This is a genomic window from Polaromonas sp. P1_E3 (genome assembly GCF_056405935.1).
Map to the genome: position 1 here is coordinate 18,135 of NZ_JBFUBD010000014.1, position 22,659 is coordinate 40,793.

Below are 22,659 nucleotides of genomic sequence, written 5' to 3' on the forward strand. Positions count from 1 at the left end.
CGTGAGCATGGGCCCGGCCGGAGCACCGCAAGCCTGAGCATCACGCGCCCACAGTAACCCGGCCTTGCACGGAAGCACCATCGCATGGACCTGATCGTGGCGAGGCCTGAGGGCCTGTATTGCGCGGCGGGCGATTTCTACATCGACCCCTGGCGGCCTGTGGAGCGCGCGGTGATCACCCATGCGCATTCCGATCACGCGCGTATCGGCCATCAAAGCTACCTCGCCCATACCGACAGCGCAGGCATTCTCAGGGCCAGGCTGGGTGGCGATATCAATCTGCAAACCTTGCCCTACGGCGAACCGCTGGAGCGCCAGGGCGTTCGCATCTCGCTGCACCCGGCCGGGCATGTGCTGGGGTCGGCGCAGGTCCGGGTGGAGCATCGCGGCGAAGTGTGGGTGGCCTCGGGCGACTACAAGACAGAGGCCGACGGCACCTGTGCGCCCTTTGAGCCTGTGCCCTGCGACACCTTCATCACCGAGTCCACCTTCGGTCTGCCGATCTACCGCTGGCCCACGCAGCAGGTGCTGTTCGCGGAGATCAACGCATGGTGGCGGCGCAATGCGGATGAGGGCCGCGCGTCTGTGCTGTTCTGTTATGCCTTCGGCAAAGCGCAGCGCATCCTGCACGGTGTAGACCATGCCATTGGTCCCATAGTTGTGCACGGCGCTGTGGAGCCGCTCAATGCGGTGTATCGCGCGGCCGGCGTATCGCTGCCAGCAACTCTGCGCGTGACCGACGCGGGCGTCACTCCGCAATTGCTCAAGCGCGCCCTCGTGCTGGCACCCCCTTCAGCCCAAGGCGCGCCCTGGATGCGCCGCTTCGGCAGCTACTCGGACGCCTTTGCCAGCGGCTGGATGCGATTGCGCGGCACGCGGCGGCGGCGCGGTGTGGACCGCGGCTTTGTCATGTCCGATCACGCCGACTGGCCAGGCCTGCAAAGTGCGATCGCAGGCACCGGCGCAGCGCGTGTGATGGTCACGCACGGCAGCGTCGCGGTGCTGGTGCGGTGGCTCACTGAAAACGGCTTGCAGGCCGAAGGCTTCAAGACCGAATACGGAGATGAGGATGTGAGTGACCAGGCTGCCACCGCACCTCAACCTGAGGCCGAAGCCGTTCCTGCAAATGAAGCCGGCGCATGAAAGCCTTTGCTGCCCTCTACAGCGAACTGGACGCCACCACGTCCAGTCTCGCCAAGCAGGCGGCGCTGCAGCGTTATCTGCAAAGCGCGCCACCTGCCGACGCCGCCTGGGCGGTGTATTTCCTGGCCGGCGGCAAGCCGCGCCAGCTGGTGCCGACCAAGCTGCTGCGCCTGCTGGCACAAGAGGCTGCCGGCTTGCCCGAGTGGCTGTTTGACGAAAGTTATGAGGCTGTGGGTGACCTGGCCGAAACCATCTCGCTGCTGTTGCCTGCACCGACCGAACAGCATGAACTCGGGCTTGCAGAGTGGATCGAGAAGCACCTGTTGCCCTTGCGGATACTCGGCAAAAGCGACCCTGACAAACTGCCCGATGCGTTGCGCGCGCAGTGGCGCCGCCTTGCGCCCGAGGAGCGCCTGGTTTATTTCAAGCTCATGACCGGCAGCTTTCGCGTGGGCGTCTCGCGCCTGCAGGTCACGCAGGCGCTGGCTATCGTGGCAGGCGTCGATGCCAAGCGTGTGGCCCAGCGACTCATGGGCTACACCCATATCAGCGGCCAGCCGACGGCCGCCGACTATGCTGGACTGGTCTGTGCCGAAAGCAGCGGCGAGCTGAACCAGAAAACCAGTGGCCAGCCCTATCCGTTCTTTCTGGCCCATCCCTTCAATGTCGGTGTCGAGCAGTTCGATACCTTGCTGGGTTCGCCCGCTGACTGGGTGGTTGAATGGAAGTGGGACGGCATACGCGCGCAACTGGTCAAGCGTGCAGGCCAGGTCTGGCTGTGGTCGCGCGGGGAAGAACTGGTGACCGAGCGCTTTCCCGAGCTCGCAGCCATGGGCGAGGCGTTGCCTGACGGCACCGTACTCGATGGGGAGATTGCGGTGTGGCGCGAAGACAAGGTCAGGCCGTTCGCAGAATTGCAAAAGCGCATCGGCCGCAAGACGCTGGCCCCCAAGCTGCTGCGCGACATCCCCGTGGTGCTGCTGGCTTATGACCTGCTTGAGTGGCAAGGCCGTGACCTGCGCGCATTGCCGCAGGCCGAACGCCGCGCGCTCATGGACGATCTCGTCACGCAGCTGCAGCATCCGCAATTGATCGCGAGCCCCATGCTGACGGGCGAGAGCTGGCAGGACCTGGCACGCCAGCGGGAGGCCGCACGGGAGATGGGTGTCGAGGGCATGATGCTCAAGCAACGGCACGCCGGCTACGGCGTGGGCCGCACCAAGGACGTCGGTACCTGGTGGAAATGGAAGATAGACCCGCTCAGCATCGATGCCGTGCTCATCTACGCGCAGCGCGGCCACGGCCGGCGCGCCAGCCTCTACAGCGATTACACCTTTGCCGTCTGGGACGCGCCGTCCGACGCGCCCGAGCGCAAGCTCGTCCCCTTTGCCAAGGCGTACTCGGGCCTGACAGACGAAGAGATGGGCCGCGTCGACGCCGTCATCCGCAAGACCACGGTCGAAAGCTTTGGCCCGGTACGCAGCGTCAAACCCACGCTGGTGTTTGAGCTCGGTTTTGAAGGTATTGCGCGCAGCGCGCGCCACAAGAGCGGCATCGCGGTGCGCTTTCCCCGCATGCTGCGCTGGCGCGAAGACAAGCCGGTGGAAGAAGCCGATACCCTGGAAACGCTGGCTGCGTTGCTGCCGTCATGAGCACCGGCCGTTCTGCTGCCAAAGCCGCGCTGGACGCCTGGTTTGCGGCGCGCGGCTGGAAGCCCTTCAAATTCCAGCGTGAAGTGTGGAAAGCCGTGGCGCAAGGTCAGTCGGGCCTGCTCCATGCCACCACGGGCGCCGGCAAGACCTATGCCGTATGGCTGGCGGCCCTTATGAGCTTTGGGGCTCTGGCGCCCAATGGCCGCGCGCGAGCAGCTATGAAAATGATAGTGAACGCCGATACCCCATCCAGGAAAGCCGCTCCCGCCCAGGCGCTGACGGTGTTATGGATCACGCCCATGCGTGCCCTGGCTGCCGACACGTTGCGCGCATTGCAGCAACCGCTGGAAGTCCTCAACGCCCTGGAAAGGGACGACGGTACCCCGGTGTTTACGCCCTGGAGTGCCGGTGCGCGCAGCGGTGACACCGCCTCGGCCGAGCGCAGCGCGCAGAACCAGCGGCTGCCCACCGTGCTGGTGACCACCCCCGAAAGCCTGTCCCTTCTGCTTGCGCGGGCCGATGCGAAAGACGTCCTCGGCGGTGTGCGGATGGTGGTCGTCGATGAATGGCACGAATTGCTCGGCAACAAGCGCGGTGTGCAGGTCCAACTCGCCCTGGCAAGACTCAAAAGCTGGGCCCCTACGCTCCCCACTGCGTGTGGTTCGCTGCCCCCCGAGGGGGCCGCTGCGCCTGCGGTCTGGCAAAGCCAGTCCCGCGGCCCCTGCTTGGAGGGAGAGTCCTCGTCCACTTCGATTGGTACGCTGCCCAACCAGGCAAGGAGAACGATGAGCACCGGCCTCGTGATTTGGGGGATGTCCGCCACGCTGGGAAATCTCCAGGAGGCCATGCAGACCCTGCTGGGCCATGACGAGGGCACCCTGGTGCAGGGGCAGGTACCCAAGAAGTTGGTCATCGATTCATTGCTGCCCGGCCGTGCTGAACGCTTTCCCTGGGGCGGCCACCTGGGCCTCACCATGCTGCCGCAGGTGATCGAAGAGATTGCCGGCAGCAGCACCACGCTGGTCTTCACCAACACGCGTTCACAGTCGGAGATCTGGTACCAGGCCCTGCTGGAGGCCAGGCCTGAATGGGCCGGGCTGATTGCGCTGCACCATGGTTCGCTGGACCGCGAGGTGCGCGAATGGGTGGAGGCCGGCCTCAAGAAAGGCGAGTTGCGTGCGGTGGTCTGCACCTCCAGCCTGGACCTGGGTGTGGACTTCCTGCCAGTCGAGCGCGTTTTGCAGATCGGCTCACCCAAGGGTGTGGCGCGGCTGCTGCAGCGCGCCGGGCGCTCGGGCCATGCACCGGGCCGGCCTTCGCGCATCACGCTGGTCCCTACGCACAGCATCGAGATCGTCGAGGGCGCTGCGGCACGCGCAGCCATTGCCGCTGGGCACATCGAAGCGCGCACTTCTCCCCAGCAGCCGCTGGATGTGCTGGTTCAGCACCTGGTCACGGTGGCGCTGGGCGGCGGTTTTGTGCCGGATGAACTGTATGAGGAGGTGCGCGGAACCGCGGCCTATGCCGGGCTGTCACGCGAGAACTGGGAGTGGTGCCTGTCCTTCGTGCGCCAGGGTGGCCCTTCGCTGGCGGCTTATCCGGACTACCGCCGTGCCGTGCCTGACGAAGAGGGCGTCTGGCGTGTGCCCGATGCTCGGCTGGCGCGGCGCCACCGCATGAACATCGGCACCATCGTCAGCGATGCGAGCATGTCGGTGCAGTACCTGGGCGGCGGCCGCATCGGGAGCGTCGAGGAAAGTTTTGCCGCGCGCCTCAAGCCGGGTGACTGTTTCCTTTTTGGCGGCCGGCTGCTGGAGCTGGTGCGCATCCACGACATGACGGCCTGGGTGCGGCGCGCCAGCGGCAAGCGGCCGGCGGTACCGCGCTGGAACGGCGGGCGCATGCCCTTGTCCACCACACTGGCCGATGCCGTGGTGCAGCAGCTCGCGCTGGCCGGGCAGGGGCATTACGACACCCCTGAGCTGCAATGCGTGCGGCCGTTACTGGACATCCAGCAGCAGTGGTCGGCACTGCCCACACCGCAGACACTGCTGGCCGAGTTGCTCAAGACCCGTGAAGGCTGGCATTTGTTCCTGTATCCCTTTGCAGGCCGGCATGTGCACCTGGGCCTGGCCAACCTGATCGCCTGGCGCGTGGCCCAGCATGCGCCACGTACTTTTTCCATCGCGGTCAACGATTACGGCTTTGAGCTGCTCAGCGCGACCGAGGTTGATTGGCCCACACTGCTGCCGAAGGTGCTCAAAATCGGACCCGATGCGCAGCTGCTGCATGAGGTGCTGCAAAGCCTGAACGCCAGCGAACTCGCGCAGCGCCGCTTTCGCGAGATCGCACGCGTGTCGGGTCTCATCTTCCAGGGCTACCCCGGCGAAAAACGCAGCAACAAGCAGTTGCAAGCCTCTTCCTCTCTGTTCTGGGAGGTGTTCCGCAAATATGACCCGGCTAATCGCCTGCTGATGCAGGCCGAACAGGAGCTGCTGGCGCAGGAGCTAGAGATCGGCCGCCTGCGCACCAGCCTGGCGCGTATGAACACACAACAACTGGTGCTGCAGACGCTGGAGCGGCCCACGCCTTTTGCGTTTCCATTGATGGTGGAACTGTTCCGTGAAAAGCTCACCAATGAAAACCTTGCCGACCGCATTGCACGCATGGTGGCGTTGCTGGAAAAAGCCGCCGGCGGTACCGTCGCTGTGGGCAGCGTGGAGCAAGTCAAGGGAACGCTGGCCTTTGGGCAAGAGAGCGCGTCGTCGGGTAATGGCAAGGGAAGCGGCCGCGCGCGCCGTGAGCGCAAGCCCTCCCGGCCGCTACCATTGCTGTGATGAAAGACGAGGAGCACACGCCGCCGGGTACGCCGCTGCCGGTGGCCTACGCGGGCGAAACGGTCTGGCTGTTGCCGGAACGCGCGCTGTGGTGGCCCGCCGGCCGTGTGCTGTTTGTGGCGGATCTTCACCTGGGCAAGGCGGCCACCTACCGTGCCCTCGGCCAGCCCGTGCCTTCGGGCACCACGCGCGAAAACCTGGCACGTCTCAGCCGGCTGCTGCGGCACTACCGGCCGGCGCTACTCGTGTTCCTGGGAGACCTGCTGCACGCCGCCCAAGCCCGTACCACTTCGGTGCTGGAGGGCCTGGCCGAATGGCGTGAGAGCTTCGCTGCGCTTGATTGCGTGCTGGTGCGCGGTAACCACGACAGCCGCGCCGGCGATCCGCCGGCATCGCTCGGTATCCGGGTGGTCGACGAGCCCTTTGTGCTGGGCCCGTTTGCCGCCTGCCACCATCCGCAGCGCCACGCCACTCACAGCGTGCTGGCCGGCCACCTGCACCCAGCCCTGAACCTGCACGGCGCAGGCCGCGACGGCATGCGTCTTCCCTGTTTCTGCATGGAGACCGGCATCGCGGTCCTGCCCGCGTTTGGCGAATTCACCGGCGGCTGGAGCGTGCCACCGCAGCCCGGCCGCCGCCTTTACCCCGTGGGCGGCCAGCGGGTCTGGCGTTTACCCGAGGTGGGGCAATAGGCGCTCCGGTTTCGGCATGAAATACCGGTTTTTCCCATAAGGGGCGTGCGCAAGCAGCTATGAAATAAGGAGCGAACCAGGCGAGCGGCCGTGGCCGAAAGCTGAAGCGTCGAAAGCGGCTTGTTGCTAAACCGCCGCAAGTAACAGCTGGACACCTGAAATCACTACCGTGCTGCCGCGCTGCGCCTTATGGTGGCTCCAGAGACATCAACAGGCGGGGTGAAACATGGACAGCATGCTGGACAGTCTGACGTGGGAGGACGAGCTTTCACAAGGCGGCGGCAAACGCTCGCGCAAGTATTGGGTGCACCGGGCCTTGCTGGTGCTGACTGCACTTTTCGCACTGGGCGTCCTGCTTTCCTGAATCTTTGCGTTCAGGTGTCGGGTAAAAAAGCGGTCGCTTATTGCAGAATTGGCGCGTCGGGCAATTCGTTGGGGTTGGCGTTGGGATTGGCTTGCGCATCGCCTTGTGAGTCGTCAATGGCAAAGTGCATCATCAGCGCCGCGGAGATTTCTTCCAGCGCCTGTGTGAGGCCGTCCTCGTAGCGCCGTTCCCGAAAGGCGTTCGCCATGCGCGCCACCATCGCCTGCCACTGCGCCTGGCTCACATGCCGCGCCATCCCGCGGTCCGCCACGATTTCAATCGCGTGTTCGGCCAGCAACAGGTAGACCAGCACACCGTTGTTGTGCTCCGTGTCCCACACGCGCAGCTTGCCGAACATCGTGACTGCGCGCTGGCGCGTGAGTTGCCCGATGGATTCCCGCTTGCCCAGCCGCCACAGATAGCTCATGGGCAAGGAGGCTTCCACGCAGATGCGGATTTCGCCGCTGTGCCGCCGCTCACTGGCCGCCACCCGGCTGGTCAGCCGGTTGAGCATGTCGGGCGCAATCGCGCGCTGGGCGTCGGACGCATCCAGCCAGAGGTGCTTGAGGGTGGTCTTGAGTTTGTTGAGCATGTGCCTACCAGTCCCCTGAGGCGCCGCCGCCGCCGAAGTCACCGCCACCGCCGCTGCTGAAGCCGCCGCCACTGCTGCCTCCGCCCCAGCTTCCTCCGCTGCTGCTGCCAAACCCACCGCCAAAGCCGCCCGTGGTCCAGCCGCCCGAAGAGCGGCCTCCACGGCCCAGGGCTCCCAGGCTGGCCACCAGTGCAAACACTGTGCCCACCAGGACAGCCAGGCCCGCCACGATCAGGCTGCTGGTAAACACCCACGCCAGCACGCCGACCACGCCACCCGTCGCGACCGATCCCAACTTGCGCCCGAGCACGCCCGCCGCAATCCGCCCGCCAATCGGCACGGCAAAAAACAGGAACACGGCAAGGTCGGTCCATTCAAACCCGCTGTCCGCCATGCCCGAAGTTTTTTTCTGGTTGGGTGCCGGCAGGTTTTCGCCGCTGATCAGCGCCATGACCTGGTCGGTCGCGGCATTCAGCCCGCCGGCAAAGTCACCTTGTTTGAAGCGCGGCGTGATGGCGGTATCGATCACCTGGCGCGCTGCAAGGTCGGGAATTGCGCCTTCCAGTGCCTTGGTGGTTTCGATACGGACCTTGCGGTCGTTTTTGGCTACCACCAGCAACAGGCCGTCGCCCTCGCTCTTGCGCCCGATCTTCCAGGTGTCGCCTACACGTTGGGCATAGGCGGCGATGTCTTCGGGCTGGGTGCTTGGGACTATGAGGACCACCACCTGCGCGCCGCGGCTTTGTTCAAACGCAGCGAGCTTGGCTTCCAGTGCCGCGCGCTGTGTGGCGTCCAGCGTGCCGGTGCTGTCCATCACATGGGCCGTGAGGACAGGCACTGGCTGCAGGTCCTGCGCCAAGGCTGCAAAGGGCAGCCACAGCGCCAGCAACAGCCCCGGCATCCAGCAAAGGCTGCGGCCCAATATCCAACCCGCTAGTTGCTGCACGGCAAGTTCTACAGAAACTTATTTCTTCGTGAAGTCCACCACCGGCGGGGCGGAAATCTGTGCCTCGTTGGCCACGGTGAAGTTCGGCTTGACGTTGTAGCTGAACATCATGGCTGTCAGGTTGCTGGGAAAACTGCGTGTCAGCACGTTGTACTCCTGCACCGCCTGGATATAGCGGTTGCGTGCCACGGTGATGCGGTTCTCGGTACCTTCCAGCTGCACGCGCAGGTCACGAAATCCCTGATTGGCCTTGAGATCGGGATAGCGCTCGCTGACCACCATCAGGCGGCTCAGCGCACTGCCCAGCTCGCCCTGCGCCGCCTGGAACTTCTGGAAGGCCGCCGGGTTGTTCAGGGTTTCCGGCGTCACCTGGATGGAGGTAGCCTTCGCGCGTGCTTCAATGACCTTGGTCAGGGTGTCCTGTTCAAAGGCAGCTTCGCCTTTGACGGTAGCCACAATGTTGGGCACCAGGTCGGCACGTCGCTGGTACTGGTTCAGCACTTCGGACCAGGCCGATTTGGTTTGTTCGTCGAGACGCTGAAAGTCGTTGTAGCCGCAACCCGTGAGGAGCAGGCCCAGCATGCCGACAAGGAACAGGTTTAAAAAACGGGATTTCATGGCGATGTCTTTCGAAAATGCAAGCCGCAACACTAACATAGTCGAATGTCGATGACGCCTCATTCCCCTGGTTCCGTACAGCCATTGCACGCCTTGCAGGCCACGCTGCGCCCCTTGGCGGCTGTGGCCGCGAAGCCGCGCCTGATGATTGCCGGCGCCACCGGCGTGCTGGGCAATGAAGTGCTGCGCCGCCTTGTGGGCAGCGGGCGCTATGCGCACACCGAGGTGCTCGCCACAGAGGCCATGACCACCGGCATGGCCGGGGTGGGTATCACGCTGGCGGGTGAGGCTTCCGCGATCGAGGCGTGGCCCGCTTCGCTTCAGCCGGTCCATACCGGCCTCGTCATGTTTGAGCCGCCACGGCTTTTCTATGGGCGTGAGCGCACGCTGTGGACGCCGACGCCGGATCAACTGCCGGCGCTGGCACGCTGGCTCAAGCGCTGCGGTGCACAGACGCTGGTGGTGGTCGTGCCCCACGCTTCGGGGCGTTTGCCCGACGCCCTCAAACGCGGGCTGGCCGACCTCGATGAGCAAGCCGTGGCTTCGCTGGGTTTTGAGCGTGTGCTGCTGGTGCGCTCTGCGCGCAAGACCGAAGGTATTGCGGGTGCCAATTTTTTCGAGAAGACGGCGTCGTGGATGCTGTCGACCCTCAGGTTCATGATTCCCGCGGCCGAGCAACCAGTGCGCCCCGCCAAGCTGGCGGAATTTATCGACGCCGCGCTGCAGGTTCTGCCGCCGGGCACCCACGTGGCAGCGCCCGAACTGCTTTGGCAGGCTAACCAGAGCGGCGGAAACGGCCGCCGTACCGGGCTGCAAGACAACAGCATGCAGGCTGTCGTACGCTCCTGGCTTGCTGCAAGGCGCATTCCCGCGCAGAATTCAACACCCAACGCCAAGCCGGACTGACACCTTCCCCCATGCCCAAACCCAAAGTTCCGCCCGCCAGCAGCGGCAACGCCGATGACATTGAGGCGGCTTTTTACGACGCGCTGCAAAGTGGCGACATTGAAAAGCTCATGGCCTGCTGGGGCGATGATGACGACATTGTCTGTGTGCACCCCGGTGGCGCAAGGCTGGTGGGCCCGGCCGCCATACGTGCCACTTTCGACGCCATGTTTTCCAACGGAACCATCCTTGCGCAGCCCATCAAGGTGCGCAAGGTCGAAACCATGAGTGCCTGCGTGCACAGCGTGCTTGAGCGCATCGAGGTGCTGACAGATGAAGGCCCGCGCCATGCCTACGTGATTGCCACCAACGTCTATCACAAGGGGGCGCAGGGCTGGCGCATGGTGGCCCACCATGCCAGTCCGGGCACCCCGCGCGAAATGCAGGAAGTGTCGGAGACCCCGGCCGTGCTGCATTGAAGGGGCGGCGATGAAATACGCAGCGCCCTGGTGGCTGCCGGGCGGAAATTTGCAGACCATCTGGGCGGCTTTGCGTTCACGCCGCTTCCTGGGTCCGCAGCCGGTGTTTCGCCGCGAGCGGTGGACTACACCCGATGATGATTTTGTCGACGTCGACTGGCTGGATGATGCCCCCCCGCTTGTCACCGCGTGTGACTCCGGCGGTACGCTGCCCCTTGCCTCACGTGATCGGGCTGGCCTTGCCTGGGGCGGCCCGGCGCTGCGGCCTTCGGCTGCTCAGCGGCCGCTCCTGGTTGTGTTTCATGGGCTGGAGGGCTCATCCGCCAGCCATTACGCCGAAGCGCTGGCCGATGCTGCGCGCGAGCGCGGCTGGGGCTGCGCCATTCCGCATTTCCGGGGGTGTTCCGGTGAGCTGAACCTGGCGCCGCGGGCTTATCACTCGGGAGATTTTGCAGAGATTGACTGGATACTGCGGCGCTTTGCCAAGGCCCATGCCGGGCCGGTCGTTGCCGTCGGTATTTCATTGGGCGGCAATGCACTGATGCGCTGGGCCGGTGAACTGGGCGCCGGGGCCCGGCAGGTCGTGGCGGGTATCGCGTCTGTCTGTTCGCCGCTGGATCTGGCCGCCAGCGGCTGGGCCATAGGGCGGGGATTCAACCGCCAGGTCTACACGCGCATGTTCCTGAAAACCATGGTGCCGAAGGCGCTGAAAAAACTCGAGCAGCATCCGGGGCTCTTCGACCGCGATCGCCTGCTGGCTGCGCGCGACCTGTACGCCTTCGACAATGTGTTCACCGCCCCTGTTCATGGGTTCAAGGATGCGGATGACTACTGGCTACGCGCCTCTGCCAAGCCGCACTTGCGCAGCATCGCCGTGCCGGCGCTGGCCCTGAACGCGCTGAACGACCCTTTCGTTCCGGCCGGCAGCCTGCCGCAGGCAGTCGACGCCGGCAGCCATGTCACGCTGTGGCAACCGGCTGAGGGCGGGCATGTCGGGTTTCCTTCGCCGCCGTTTCCGGGCCACGTGCGTGCCATGCCGGAGGCGGTTACCGGTTTCCTGGCTGCGCATCTTTGATGCCTTGCCGTCTTGACCCTGCCCGCGTCCTGCCTGCCATGGGCAGCGCAAAATAGCCGCATGGATGACATCGTCAGGCAAGCCATTGCCAAATGGCCCAATGTTCCCGACTGCTACGGCTGGCTGGGGCTGGACGCCCGCGGCAACTGGTACATGCGCGACGAGAGGGCCCAGGCCGCCGGGCCTTTTGGTGGAGCGCCCGGCCTGGAGCCCGCGCGCCGGGCGGCAAGCAAGGGCTCGCTGCTCAAGCACGACAAACTCATCGACTTCATTCAGCGGAACTACGAAAGCGACGCTGCCGGACAGTGGTTTTTCCAGAACGGGCCACAGCGTGTGTATGTGGAGCTTGAAGCGACGCCACTGATATGGCGTATCGGTGCCGCGCCGGCGTTTGAGGTCACGTCCCACTGCGGCCGGACGGCGCGGCCGCAACGCTGCATCGTGGATGAGTCCGGCAGGGTCTACCTGGAAGCCGACCTGGGTTTTGGGCTGGTTCATACCCAGGACATGACGCATGCGGCCGACGCGGTAGAGCAGGGCCTGTGGGTGCCCGAGGAAGTTCCGGTAGGTGACTTGCCGCGCCGTTTCGGCTATGTGCGAAGCCCGCAGCTGCTACAAAATAAATAGCTGCTTGCGCTGGCCCCGCTTGGGTTGCAGCCAATTTCTCTCTATAAGGTTTTGTCAAATTCCCATTAAAAAAGCCGGTCAATGACCGGCTTTTTTTGGGGAAGCACTACAGCGGTTACTTTGACGCATTGACCATGTACTGCACCACAGCCTTGATTTCACCGTCAGAAGCGGCAGAACCGCCCTTGGGAGGCATGGCACCCTTGCCCTTGATGGCGCTGGCCGTGAGGGCATCGACGCCTGCGGAAATCCGTGGCGCCCATGCGGCCTTGTCGCCCAACTTGGGGGCGTTGGCAACACCTGCTGCGTGGCAGGCTGCGCAGACCTGGCCGTACAACGCAGGTGCGGCACCACCAGCAGCAGCCGGCGTTGCACCGGCGGCTGGCGCCGCCGTCTTGTTGGCGGCGGCGAGCGCGGCAACCACATCAGCTGACGGTGCGGCCGCAGCTGCAGGTGCCGAAGCAGCGGAAGCGGCCGCAGGAGCGGCGGGTTCTGCAAATTTGCCACCGGCAGCGGCCGTCATGTACACCACGGCACGGCCGATCTCGACATCGTTGAAATCGCCGCCGCCCTGGGCTCCCATGGCGCCCTTGCCCTTGAGGGCCGAGTGCCAGAGCGTGTCAAAACCCGTCTTGATGCGGGCGGCCCAGGCACCGGCATCACCAAACTTTGGCGCACCGGCTGCGCCTGTGCCGTGGCACGTCACGCACTGCGCCTTGTAGACCTCTTCGCCGGACTTCAGCGGGCGGTTGGCATCGCGGATTTCAACCGCGCCGATTTTCTGGATGCGCTGCGCCACCGCTTTGGCGCCTTCGTCAGCGCCGGCAGCCGGCTTGTTGGCCGAAGCGACGTAGTACACGAGGCCGATGATGGCGAAAACGGGGACGACAAAAGAGAAAAAAACCGCTGCCAGCAACTGCTGGGGGGTCTTGATGGGGCCAGTATGGGCTTCTTCGTGGGCCGTGGTGTGGTCGTTTGCGCTCATGGCGTCCTCAAAAAACTAGGAATCGGGGGCTATCGCGTGGTGATATTGCGCTCTTGGGCAGCGCTTGCTCAGCAACCTCACATTATAACTGGGGGCATGCAGAGTCCGGGGGAGAGCGTGGCTGGCTGGTAGAATCGGGCACGTTGCGCGGCGTAAACCGCCCGTGCAATACAAAGTGCCCTCATTTCGCGCCTTCGGCCGCGAATTCCGGTGCAAACCGTTTCCAGCGTTGCGGCTGTAGCTCAGTGGATAGAGTATTGGCCTCCGAAGCCAAGGGTCGTGGGTTCGATCCCCGCCAGCCGCACCAATCATGGTTCCCTTGTTTGCCCTTGCTTGTCCCGCGAAGCATAACCGTGCCGGAACGGCACGGTTATGCTTCATTTTTAGCCGGCACAGTTATGCTTCGGTCAATTTGCAGCGCTGTTTGGTCGAAATAGCCGGTTCAGGCGCTAAAACAATCAAATTCCGGCACAGTTATGMTTCCGCGTGGAGAAACATGGTGATCAGCTCGGAACTCCGTCATCAGAGCAGCATATGACGCATCAGGCGGTGATCTCCCGAAAGCGTTGGATTGGTTTCGAAAAGAGCATCTTCCGCCCTTCAGTCAAAAAACCGCAGAGCAAGCGGTTGCCCCGGGCATGCCGTCCAGAGTCAGCTTGGGGCATCCACTAGAGCAAATGCCGAGCCGGCTTTTCATCTGCGCGCAGTTGGGCTTCTAGTTGAGGCGCCGAGCTCTCTGCAGATGTGAGAAGCCGCGAAGGCTAGACGTTTCTGCTGACTGCCTTCGAGTTGGACGTAGGCAATGCCCATTGCGCTCAACTGCTCTAAGTACCATTCGTGCTGCCGCAGCCGGAAAGCATTGTTCTGGCGTGTGCCATCCTGCACAAAGTCGAAATCGGGCGCGCACAGAAACGTTATCTGATACGTGCGATCAGCCAGTCCCCGAAGCTCGTCCGCCACGGTGCCGAACAGCTCGTGGCTGTAGAAGGCTGTGGTTAACGGTGTCGTGTCGCAGATCAGCACCTCGTTGGCGTCCTGCGCTAGTGCGTGCTCGCGCGCGACTTGCGTCCGGCCAATGTGCACCATGTCTTCGAGTGCGAGCTTTCCTTGCCTTGATTCCCACAGCTCGCGCCCATATTCAGGTGCCCAGGCTGTTTGAAGCGCCGACGCCAAGGCTTCGGCCAGCGTGCTCTTCCCGGTCGACTCACCACCCAGCAAGCATGTGCGTGGGATGAAACTGGCGAACACTTCTGCGGAGAGGTAACTGCGGTGGGCTTGCGCGCTGCTTCGGATCCGCGTCCCAGAGATGGGTACGGTGCGACGGGCTTTGTCGACGCAGACATGCTCCACAACGCTGCCGAACCGCGCGGCTAACACGGCTGCAAAACCGTCGCCATAGTCCTCGCTGGTGAAGACGGCATCGACCTTTTTGCCGAGAACATCGCCCAGCAGCCAAGCAACGAAGTGGCGATGCACGTCATCGGGCTCCGTATCGAAGGGGACGGGTCGGGCTGCGACGCCATGTACTCGGCAAAGCAAGGCAAGCCGTTCGTCATCGATGACGTAGATCCCCGTGACCGGACACCGCGCCTTGAGCCAGTGTTCGCGGCACTCACTGCTGTACCCCGCGAAGCCGGGCTTCGTGTAGCTGATAAGGATCAGTTCGTCGCACTGCAGTTGCGCGCGGGCGATCAGCAGCTCGTGCCCGAGATGAAGCGGACAGAACTTTCCAACAACCAAGCCGCGGCGAAAACGCTTGTTCATGCCGACCCGGCCCGCATTGCCAGGTGCCGCCACCGATACCAGCCGATCCATGCGTTGCACCAGTAAGCGGCGTAGAGCGCCGCAGTCAAATGCAGGCCGCGGCTGGCGAAGAGCGGAACGGCGATGGAGTTCACGATCAGCCAGACCGGCCAGGTTTCGACCCGGCGCTGCATCAGCAGGATCTGCGCCACGACGCTGAATGCGAGTACCGCCGAGTCGACAAACGGGGCGTAGGCGTCAGTGAAACGATCCAGCAAGATGCCGTACCCCAGCGTCGCTGCGGCGGCGGTCGTCACACCGATCAACAGCTGCGGCGACGCTGCGCGCGAAACCTCGGGCGCAGTCCCATTGCGCCCCCGCAGCCAGTGCCACCAGCCCATCAGGCTGGTCGCGATAAAGAACACCTGCAGCGCTACGTCCGCATACAGCTGGGCCCGGTAGAAGGTCACCCCGAACAGGATGGAGCCAATGACGCCGAGCCACCACGTGTGGACGCTGTTGCGGGCGGCAAGAACGATGGAAGCCGTGGTGATGGCATTGGCGGAGATTTCTATCATGCTGGTCACGGCGCCGGGGCTTCCAACTCCGAGGTGTATTGCAGCACTTTGCCATCGGTGGCGATCGGCTCGACTCGCAAGCGCACATCACCCAGCAACGTGCGAAGCGCCTTGCCGACCGCTTCCGCGTGTGGCATGGCGCGGGCAGCAAGGTGCAGCACGAAGCCGCCGTCTGCCTCCTGGTGCAGGGCAAATTGCGGCAGGGGCAGCGCGGCCAGTGCGTGCGTGACGTCGATGTTGTTGACCCAGGCGCCGTCCGCGCATTGGAAGCGGACGGGCTTGCGGCCCTGTAGATCCATGAGTACCGGGCCTTCCGGGGTCCAGCCCAGCGTTCCATGGTCCCCCGTGCGATAGCGCAGCAAGGGCAGGCAGAAGTTGAAGCCGCCGCTCAATGTGATCTCGCCGGGTGTGCCTTCCGGAACGGCACGCCCATGCGCATCGAGGATCTCCACATACAGGCGATGCTGCAGCAGCACGTGGCCTCCTGCCTCGGCATCCAAGACGCCGATCGGGCCGGCTTCGTTCATGGAGTACAGGTCGAGCACCGGACAGGCAAAGCGGCTTTCCAGTTGCGCGCGCAAGCCCGGCGAAAGCATCATGCCAACCGAGAGAATGGCGCGCGGCCTGGCTTGCACGCGCAGCTGCAGCAGTTCGCCGAAGGAGATCGGATCGCCGGCAATGACCTCGGCTTGCAGCGCGTCCAGATAGGCTTCACGGTCACCGGGCCGACGCCAGTCATCGGGGTGCAGGTTGATCTTGGCCAGGCCCGAATCGCCCATGGTGGGTGTGACCGAGACATAGGTGAAGCACTTCTTTTGCAGGCCAAGCAGGACGACGCCGACCTGGCCGGCCCCGTGCCGCAACTCGATCCCGAAACGGCGCAGCGCCCGCTTGTGGAACGCCAGGTAGCGGCCCGCCACCAGAGGATGGGACGCGATCAGCAGCGGATTGCCGGTGGTGCCCGTGGTCCGGAAATTGATCAAGCGATCGAGGGGCGCGCCGTCCGGAACGAAGCGCGCGATGTCGGCGCTTAAGTCAGCTCGGTCCGTCGTCGGGATGTCTTCGAAGCGTCGCGGCGGGGACCCCAGTTGCCGGAAATGCGGAACCTCCTCGTACACCTGCTGGACGAAGCCGGCGAGCCACTCGGGGTGGCCACCCCGCAGCCATCCGACGTGGGCGGCAGCCACCTCCTGCTCGAACGCACGCAGCTCGTCCAGCTCTTCAGAAACGAGCCGGTTGCCGCTTTCGTTGCGGAAGATCGGCGCCGCCGGGTGCTCGCGCAGGAACTCCAGCATCTTGCGTCCCTCCTCGCTCAAGGTGGGGCAGTAGTCAGTGTCTGATTTGCGGATAGCCATCACTCTCGCGTCCACTTGTCGGCGGAAGCCTCGGCTTGTTTGCGCACCAGGGCCTCCCGGATCGCGCGAGCCCGCGCCTCGGCGGAATGGCTTGCCTCGAGCAGCCGCCGGCGCTCGGCAGCACTGATCGCCGAAAGGCGGTCGGTGGCCTGTTCTGCTGTTTCACCAGCCGGGCGCAAGCCCAGCCGCGCCAAGGTCAGGCGGGCGAGCTCTTCCCGCCGCTCCGAATCGATGACGAATTTCTGCGCCCCTGCGCCGGCAGCGAGTTCTGCGGCTGTCTCATGGAGGACCCGCAGCAGGTCGGCTTGCGCCAGCCCTTTGCCTTCAAACCATTCGTCTGCCAGCAGCCAGGCGATAAGGAGGGCAACCATCAGCCGGTTCCGGTCGGCTGCAAGATCCTTGCCTCGAAAGCGTTCCAGTTGAGGCAGCGCAGCCCGGCTGGAGATGCGCGCCAGCAAGTCGTTGATGACCGCGGGCACGAAGACTTGCCCGGCTGCACCGATACGCGGTTCATCGAGGAACTCCTGCGGCGTGTCCGCCAGGCGACGCAACAGGGTTTCGAGTTCAGGGCCGGGTTGGTGCATGGCTACGCCGTGAATTTGGAGAAGACCTGCGTGGAAGGGCAATCCTGGCAGGCCGCGACCGGGGCGCTGTGCCGACGGGCCACGAAACGAGCGGGAAGATCCCGCAGATCCTCCACCGTCCGGAGCTCGTCGACCTCGATGCCATAGTCCCCGACCGTGAAGTCGCAGGGCGCCGCTTTGCCGGACTCGTTCACGAACAAGTAGCTCTTCGCCGGCCGGCAATTCGCGCCGGCCAGCCGCTCGCCATTCGCCGTGGCCGAGATTCGCGCAACGTACTCGGCGCCGCCGCACAGCCGCACGCCCTTCGCATCGAGATCGGAGCGCAATTGCGGAAGAAACCTTGCCAGCACGGCCGTGTCTTGTGGGCGAAGCGAGTTCGAAGGGTAGAACTCGGGCCGGTCCCGTCCGCCCAGCGCATTGAATGTGATCTCGTCGACGCCCCAGCCCGCGAGGGCCAGGCACAGGTCCGGAAAGCTGGCGAGGTTGCGGCGCATCAGCACCACGTTCACGCGAAGCTTGAGCGCCGAGCTGCTTGCCCTTTTGGCCGCGAGCTGCATGGTGGCGGCACGGATTTTCTGGAAACCCCCGGGCCATCCGCGAATGTGGTCGTGGAAGTCCTGGAATCCGTCCACGCTCACTGTCAGCTCGGAAAAATTCTCCAACACCAGCGCCTGCACCCGAGGCGAAGCCAGTGTGGTGCCGTTGGTGGTGGTGCTCTGGGCCAAACCCAAGCGCTTGAACTGGCCCGCTAGTTCGTAGAGCGGCGGCCACAAGGTCGGCTCGCCGCCCAGCCAGCTCAGGAGCACGCGGTCGCCCGTCTCCGACTGATAGCCCGCCAGCAGCTTGCCGAAGCGTACGGCCCGCTCACCCGACAGTTCGATGCGCTCACCCGGAACCGACTTGTCCCAGGCGCAGAACGCGCACGTGAGGTTGCAGCGCTGGGTGACCCGCCAGACGACGATCATGCGTAGTGCCTGCTGCTGAAAGCGCGCGCGAAGTCCATCAGGTCTTCCAGCTGTGAGATGGCGAAGATCTCCCAGCCTTGCTCCCGCCGGGCGCGCTGCAGCGCCGTGTAGCTGGAGGCATTCCAGCTCGTTTGCGTGCTGTCCCAATTGGGGCTGATGTTGAGCGCCATCGTCCCACCCGCGCCGGCGGCGGCAAGCGCCTTTGCGGAGATCTCCCAGCCATCGTTGCCGCGTTCGTCACGATCGAACATGGTGGTGATGCCGTCGTCGGAGATCATCAGGATGTGCGCAGGCCGCTCGCGCTTCGCCGGCCCGCAATGGGTTTCCCGCAGCCGGTGGATGGGAAAGGCTGTCGCTCCGCCGTAGAAGCCGGTGAGCACATGCAGGATCTTCGCTTCTTCGCGGATGAATCCGCCGGTGTGCATGTATTGGTTTTTGCCGCTCCAGAGCGTCACCTGTACGAGCGAACCGGCACGTAGCGCGGACAGCGCGATCACGGCCCCGGCGAGGCTGAGATAGGACATCTGGCGCTGGGGATTGGGCATCGACCCGGAGCTGTCCACATACAGGTCCAGGTCAACCGGCCTGCGCTCTTGGGTGTGGCCCTGCTCCTGGCCATACTGCCGCCGCACCGTGGTCAAACCTGGAATGACGCGGGGCGATTGCATGACGGTTTGCAGCCAATCGATCTCGTCGAGTGGGTCGCCCGTGTCCCAGGGTTCCAGCCCTTCCAGTTGGGGCTCGGGCCGATCGGGCACGGTTCGCTGGGGAAAAGGAACCAGGAACGGCAACGCGCGCTCGCGGTAGTACCGCACAGCGATCTCGTGGTCGTCCAGCTGGATGCCAGCGCCGCGCAGGATCTCGCCGTACTCGAAAGGCTCGCGTGCCTGGCCGCGGGATGGTTGCACGGCCCCGTCCGGTTCGGCGATAGTTCCGTCTTGCTCCTCGTCCTGGCCAGTGATACGGGGATCCGCGGCGGGATGGATGGCGCCCTCGGCCTCATCCGCCTCGATCTCCGCGCCGCCGAATGGCTCCGATCCAGCTGCGGCGCCGGTCATATCGAGCAAATGCCGGATTGGGTCGCTCGCCTGCTTCTTGGCGTCTTCCACCAGGTAGTGAAGCAGCAGCGTGGCGAAACGGCCGGCCCCGGCGAGCCAGTCGCTCGCATACACCCGCACGAGGCGCGCGCCGAGCCAGGCATCGCCTTCACTGCGCTCGTCCCCCCGCTGGCCGCCCAGGCTGCCAACCTCCAGTTTCCAGAGGTTCTCGTAGATCCGCAGGTACAGATTCCACACCTCGCCGGGTGGCATCTTGGCATCGGCCCTTGCGGCCAGCGCGCGATACACGTCAGCCAGTCGCAATCCGGACTGCCGCTGCAGGCGGTCGTTGATGATCAGGTCTGCGTACAGGTTCGCGACCATAGGCGCCTGCTGCTCCAGCGTAGGCAGGGCTTTGCGGATTCTCGCCAGCAGCCTGAACTGCTCCGTCACGCTCCCCGGCACCAGGACGTGATGCCCGATCTCGTGCGCCAGGATTTCCACCGCATGGTCGCCCAGCCCCAATTCCTCGACGGCGGCCAGATCGACCACGACCCGCTGATCCAAAAGACGGATCATGGCGAAACTGCCGGTCAAGCCTTGTTCTTCTGCCTCCACACGGCTGGCGCAAAGGTGCGGGTGGCTTAGCCGTGTGTACTTGCTCCACACTTCCAGCGCCTGCGGCCATGCGTCCTGCCAGCGTTGCAGCAAGGTCGTGGATTCCTGGACGGGAGCTTGCATCATTGCAGCGGGTACACGCTGATCGCGTGCGAGTACAGTGAGGTAACAGCAGCCGTGTCCTCGTTGCAGACGACCGCCAACCCCTCGGAAGGCAAATCAAGATTCACCGTGCGGCTAGCGAAGATCAGCTGGCTTCCTTTCAAGACCACGGATGACGCGTTGCCGCGGGCTGGATCGGCATCGAACTCCTGCGCCGTGGCCGGCAGCAGCAACGCACCCCAAGCGTCGGCCACCAGCAGGCTGAACCGCATGCCGCTCTTCACCCAGAACCCCTGCGGCGCTGCGCGCAACTGCGGCGGCTCGCTGAAGGTACCGCCAAATCCGATGAATGCGCCGACACGCCACGATTGCTTCGGGTCAGGCCCGGGAGACCACCACCAATTGCGATGAAACTGGTCGCGGACCGTGTTCCATCCGGTTTCGACGGATGCGTCCACTGCCGCGAGGGCCAGCGCTTCGGGCAGGGCATCGGCGGCGGCCAAGGCGCCGCCCCGGAAGTGCGCCGCGCCGCAACGCCAGGCGAGCAGGGTGCTGAGGTTTCGCAGCTCTTCGGGCGAGCCCGCACGCGGCCCGAGCGAACGCATGCGCTCCATCCATTCCCCCGCGCGTACCCCGGGGGTGCGGGCAAGGTAGACCGCCGCATTGCTCAACGCGCCCAACACCGCCACGGGCGATTCGGCGACCAGGGGGGCCAGCAGCGGAAACAGTTCGCTCCAGACCCGGTTGACCAGAACGCAGCGGGAGCCCGGGCCCGCCAGGCCCTGCGCGCAAAGGGCGAGCGCGATGTCGTAGGCCGCCAGCACCACGGTCGACGTCCGCGCGGGCACCGCTTGCTCCACTGCGACAACGACCGCATCCACGCCGGTCTGGAGAAACGCCGCAAAATCGTCATCCTTGAAACCAGGGGTTCGACGCCGGGCTTCTGCCGCGCGCGCATTGAACCGGGAGCGATCCGCCGCGAAAACTCGTCCAAGGGAAGCAGAGACTGCCATGGTTGCTATTGCGTTCGCAGCCAGTGCAGGTAGTTGGTGTAGCGCTGATGCAGGTACTTCAAGTTCTGCAGATCGTCGTGCTGGGGGCCGTAGAGCTTCTTGCCTTTGGTGAGCTCACCGACCAGTCGCTCGATGGCCACCAGCCGCGTGCGCGTTTCCCGCTCCGTGACCCCGTCCAATCCGCGCGCGAACTCCTTGGACAGCTTTCCCACCGGGTCAGTCCGGTCCAGGTCGAGCCGGTTGAATTCCTCGCACGACAGATCGAACAGCCGGCGTAGCCAGCTGAGACGATCAGTGCGGTATCCGGCATTCCCGGGTGCGTTGAAAAATGGCGCCTCCAGGTCCGGCTGCAGCTTGTCGTGCAGGACAAAGGGAAGGACCTGGCGGAGGTCGTCCAATTCCACGCTCTGGTTGCCACGGAAATACGCGAGGGCCTTGCCATAGACCAGCAAGGTCATGAGGTTGCGCACGGAGACGCCGTTGCGCGTCTGGCACCCCAGGTCCTTGAGCCGGTCGCGGCCGTTGTCCGCGGCCACGATCTGGGCCCAGTCCAGGCCCGACAGGCGGGCCGTGTCCTTCGTCATGTACTCGAACTGGACACCGGCAGTTTCCAGAAGCTCGAACTGGCTGCAGAAGAACTCGAGCCTGCGCCTGACCTCGTCAGGAACGAGAATTGCCCGAATCTCTTCGCCGGCGCGATCGACCTCTTTTTCGGTGAAAACAATCTCCGGAGGCACCAATTCCTCGGGCCGCACGTTCTCCTCGATCCTCAGCAGCAACTGGTCGAGGAATCGCGGATTGAAGGCGAACGCCTGCACGATCACGTCGATGCGGTCGCGCAGCGCTTCGATCACCTGGTAGGTGCCCCCACCCTGGTCGTCGTTGGCCGTCAGGTACCAGGCCGACTCCGGGCACTCGAATATGTGGTTGAGCACTTCGGCATAGTTGTCGCCCATCACGGTGAGCAAGGCGCTTTGCGTGCGCGTGGGGATGCGGTTGTACTCATCCACGATCTTGACACGCATTCCAAGCCACGACCGCCACGCAATGCGGATGCTGTCCATGCTTTGTGCGCTGACGAGGTCGGCCGGAAGCGGGTTGCCGAGCAGGTCGGCGATGGTCATCTGCGGGTGCCCATGCTGCATGGCCCGGCGCACTTCGCGCACCGGGTAACCCGCGATCACGCCCATCAGAATGGCGCTGGCGGTCTTGCCACGGCCCGGCCCACCGACGAAGAGACACTTCTTGCGTGTGGCAAACGTCAGCAGCGGCAGCAGGATGAAGCTGGAGTAGCTCTGTGCGGACGGAAGCGAAAGTGTTCGCCGACTATCGCCGACGGCATAGGTTTGCGCGGGGCCGTCGTTGTATTCGATGTCGTAGTGAGGGCTGATGATGGCGTGGTTGACGATCCAGAAGTAGGCCTGTCGCAGCTTCTCATCTAGCGCAACTTCCTGCTCCAGTGCGCCTGCGGCGGCGGCGATGGGCCCCTGATAAAGATCGGCTACATCGAACTGGCGCGGCCGAGCGGCAACGCCAGGGTTTGTGGGAGCGCGCGAGACGCGTTTAAAAAGGTCAAATGCGGACATGGATCGCATTCTGAACGATCTTTGTCCAGGAATGTCGCTTTGCTGAGATATTTGGATATTGCCCAAAGAGGGCGCCGCAAAACGGTATGTCCCAAGCCCCCATAGACTTTCCGGAGGCGGCACGCTTATGCTTCAAAAAGCGGCACAGTTATGCTTCGCGCGACACTTGCGGTGCGCGGGCAC

General features: G+C 64.4%; 21 protein-coding genes and 1 tRNA gene. 10 read left to right on the top strand and 12 right to left on the bottom strand.

Going from position 1 to position 22,659, the window contains the following annotated elements; all coding sequences use genetic code 11:
• Positions 1–84 precede the first annotated feature (84 nt).
• From AC1D0Z_RS04600 to AC1D0Z_RS04620, 5 genes are all read left to right on the top strand, one after another.
• Entirely contained in the window at positions 85–1,143 is a 1,059-nt protein-coding gene (locus tag AC1D0Z_RS04600; RefSeq protein ID WP_477657064.1) for a ligase-associated DNA damage response exonuclease, read from the top strand.
• Entirely contained in the window at positions 1,140–2,795 is a 1,656-nt protein-coding gene (locus AC1D0Z_RS04605; protein WP_477657065.1) for an ATP-dependent DNA ligase, read from the top strand. The genes AC1D0Z_RS04600 and AC1D0Z_RS04605 overlap by 4 nt, the downstream gene beginning before the upstream one ends.
• Positions 2,792–5,632 carry a ligase-associated DNA damage response DEXH box helicase gene (locus AC1D0Z_RS04610; protein WP_477657066.1) on the top strand — a complete coding sequence of 947 codons (2,841 nt, stop codon included), beginning with the start codon at positions 2,792–2,794 and terminating at the stop codon, positions 5,630–5,632. The genes AC1D0Z_RS04605 and AC1D0Z_RS04610 overlap by 4 nt, the downstream gene beginning before the upstream one ends.
• On the top strand, positions 5,632–6,324 hold the full coding sequence (pdeM, locus tag AC1D0Z_RS04615) for a ligase-associated DNA damage response endonuclease PdeM (RefSeq protein ID WP_477657067.1): 693 nt from the start codon (positions 5,632–5,634) through the stop codon (positions 6,322–6,324). The genes AC1D0Z_RS04610 and pdeM overlap by 1 nt, the downstream gene beginning before the upstream one ends.
• A gap of 226 nt (positions 6,325–6,550) precedes the next feature.
• Positions 6,551–6,688 (top strand): hypothetical protein, encoded by a 138-nt coding sequence (locus AC1D0Z_RS04620; protein WP_477657068.1) that lies wholly within the window; start codon positions 6,551–6,553, stop codon positions 6,686–6,688.
• 37 nt (positions 6,689–6,725) lie between these two features.
• On the opposite strand, the gene AC1D0Z_RS04625 is transcribed toward AC1D0Z_RS04620, so the two are convergent.
• The 3 genes from AC1D0Z_RS04625 to AC1D0Z_RS04635 all read right to left on the bottom strand — a co-directional run bounded on the left by AC1D0Z_RS04625 (position 6,726) and on the right by AC1D0Z_RS04635 (position 8,844).
• Positions 6,726–7,280 (bottom strand): TPM domain-containing protein, encoded by a 555-nt coding sequence (locus AC1D0Z_RS04625; protein ID WP_477657069.1) that lies wholly within the window; start codon positions 7,278–7,280, stop codon positions 6,726–6,728.
• A gap of 4 nt (positions 7,281–7,284) precedes the next feature.
• Positions 7,285–8,181 carry a TPM domain-containing protein gene (locus tag AC1D0Z_RS04630; RefSeq protein ID WP_477657096.1) on the bottom strand — a complete coding sequence of 299 codons (897 nt, stop codon included), beginning with the start codon at positions 8,179–8,181 and terminating at the stop codon, positions 7,285–7,287.
• A gap of 63 nt (positions 8,182–8,244) precedes the next feature.
• A complete protein-coding gene (locus AC1D0Z_RS04635; protein WP_477657070.1) occupies positions 8,245–8,844 on the bottom strand; it encodes a LemA family protein in 600 nt (199 codons plus the stop codon).
• Positions 8,845–8,895: 51 nt separating this feature from the next.
• On the opposite strand from AC1D0Z_RS04635, the gene AC1D0Z_RS04640 reads away from it, so the two are divergent.
• The 4 genes from AC1D0Z_RS04640 to AC1D0Z_RS04655 are packed head-to-tail and all read left to right on the top strand — an operon-like array spanning position 8,896 to position 11,910.
• Positions 8,896–9,750: a hypothetical protein gene (locus tag AC1D0Z_RS04640; RefSeq protein WP_477657071.1), complete on the top strand. Its 855-nt coding sequence runs from the start codon at positions 8,896–8,898 to the stop codon at positions 9,748–9,750.
• A gap of 11 nt (positions 9,751–9,761) precedes the next feature.
• Positions 9,762–10,208: a YybH family protein gene (locus AC1D0Z_RS04645; RefSeq protein WP_477657072.1), complete on the top strand. Its 447-nt coding sequence runs from the start codon at positions 9,762–9,764 to the stop codon at positions 10,206–10,208.
• Positions 10,209–10,218: 10 nt separating this feature from the next.
• A complete protein-coding gene (locus AC1D0Z_RS04650; RefSeq protein ID WP_477657073.1) occupies positions 10,219–11,283 on the top strand; it encodes a YheT family hydrolase in 1,065 nt (354 codons plus the stop codon).
• Positions 11,284–11,343: 60 nt separating this feature from the next.
• On the top strand, positions 11,344–11,910 hold the full coding sequence (locus tag AC1D0Z_RS04655) for a DUF2946 family protein (protein WP_477657074.1): 567 nt from the start codon (positions 11,344–11,346) through the stop codon (positions 11,908–11,910).
• 115 nt (positions 11,911–12,025) lie between these two features.
• Here AC1D0Z_RS04655 and AC1D0Z_RS04660 read toward each other — a convergent pair whose 3' ends face one another.
• Positions 12,026–12,895: a c-type cytochrome gene (locus AC1D0Z_RS04660; protein WP_477657075.1), complete on the bottom strand. Its 870-nt coding sequence runs from the start codon at positions 12,893–12,895 to the stop codon at positions 12,026–12,028.
• Between the two features lie 231 nt (positions 12,896–13,126).
• Here AC1D0Z_RS04660 and AC1D0Z_RS04665 point away from each other — a divergent pair.
• A tRNA-Arg gene (locus AC1D0Z_RS04665) sits at positions 13,127–13,202 on the top strand.
• 386 nt (positions 13,203–13,588) lie between these two features.
• Here the strand turns inward: AC1D0Z_RS04665 and AC1D0Z_RS04670 are convergent.
• Genes AC1D0Z_RS04670 through AC1D0Z_RS04705 form a run of 8 tightly spaced genes read right to left on the bottom strand, consistent with a single transcriptional unit; the run spans position 13,589 to position 22,476 of the window.
• The gene (locus AC1D0Z_RS04670; RefSeq protein ID WP_477657076.1) at positions 13,589–14,710 is read right to left on the bottom strand and encodes an AAA family ATPase; all 1,122 of its coding nucleotides are present in this window, start codon (positions 14,708–14,710) and stop codon (positions 13,589–13,591) included.
• A complete protein-coding gene (gene pnuC, locus AC1D0Z_RS04675; protein WP_477657097.1) occupies positions 14,656–15,216 on the bottom strand; it encodes a nicotinamide riboside transporter PnuC in 561 nt (186 codons plus the stop codon). Before pnuC ends, AC1D0Z_RS04670 begins: the two co-directional genes overlap by 55 nt.
• A 5-nt stretch (positions 15,217–15,221) precedes the next feature.
• On the bottom strand, positions 15,222–16,532 hold the full coding sequence (locus AC1D0Z_RS04680) for an AMP-binding protein (RefSeq protein WP_477657077.1): 1,311 nt from the start codon (positions 16,530–16,532) through the stop codon (positions 15,222–15,224).
• A 38-nt stretch (positions 16,533–16,570) separates the two neighbouring features.
• Positions 16,571–17,155 carry a hypothetical protein gene (locus AC1D0Z_RS04685; RefSeq protein ID WP_477657078.1) on the bottom strand — a complete coding sequence of 195 codons (585 nt, stop codon included), beginning with the start codon at positions 17,153–17,155 and terminating at the stop codon, positions 16,571–16,573.
• 2 nt (positions 17,156–17,157) lie between these two features.
• Positions 17,158–18,120 carry a radical SAM protein gene (locus AC1D0Z_RS04690; protein ID WP_477657079.1) on the bottom strand — a complete coding sequence of 321 codons (963 nt, stop codon included), beginning with the start codon at positions 18,118–18,120 and terminating at the stop codon, positions 17,158–17,160.
• Positions 18,117–19,868, bottom strand: a complete 1,752-nt coding sequence (locus tag AC1D0Z_RS04695) for a VWA domain-containing protein (protein WP_477657080.1) — start codon at positions 19,866–19,868, stop codon at positions 18,117–18,119. The genes AC1D0Z_RS04690 and AC1D0Z_RS04695 overlap by 4 nt, the downstream gene beginning before the upstream one ends.
• Before the next feature lie 29 nt (positions 19,869–19,897).
• On the bottom strand, positions 19,898–20,890 hold the full coding sequence (locus tag AC1D0Z_RS04700) for a hypothetical protein (protein ID WP_477657081.1): 993 nt from the start codon (positions 20,888–20,890) through the stop codon (positions 19,898–19,900).
• A gap of 5 nt (positions 20,891–20,895) precedes the next feature.
• A complete protein-coding gene (locus AC1D0Z_RS04705) occupies positions 20,896–22,476 on the bottom strand; it encodes an AAA family ATPase (RefSeq protein WP_477657082.1) in 1,581 nt (526 codons plus the stop codon).
• Positions 22,477–22,659 lie beyond the last annotated feature (183 nt).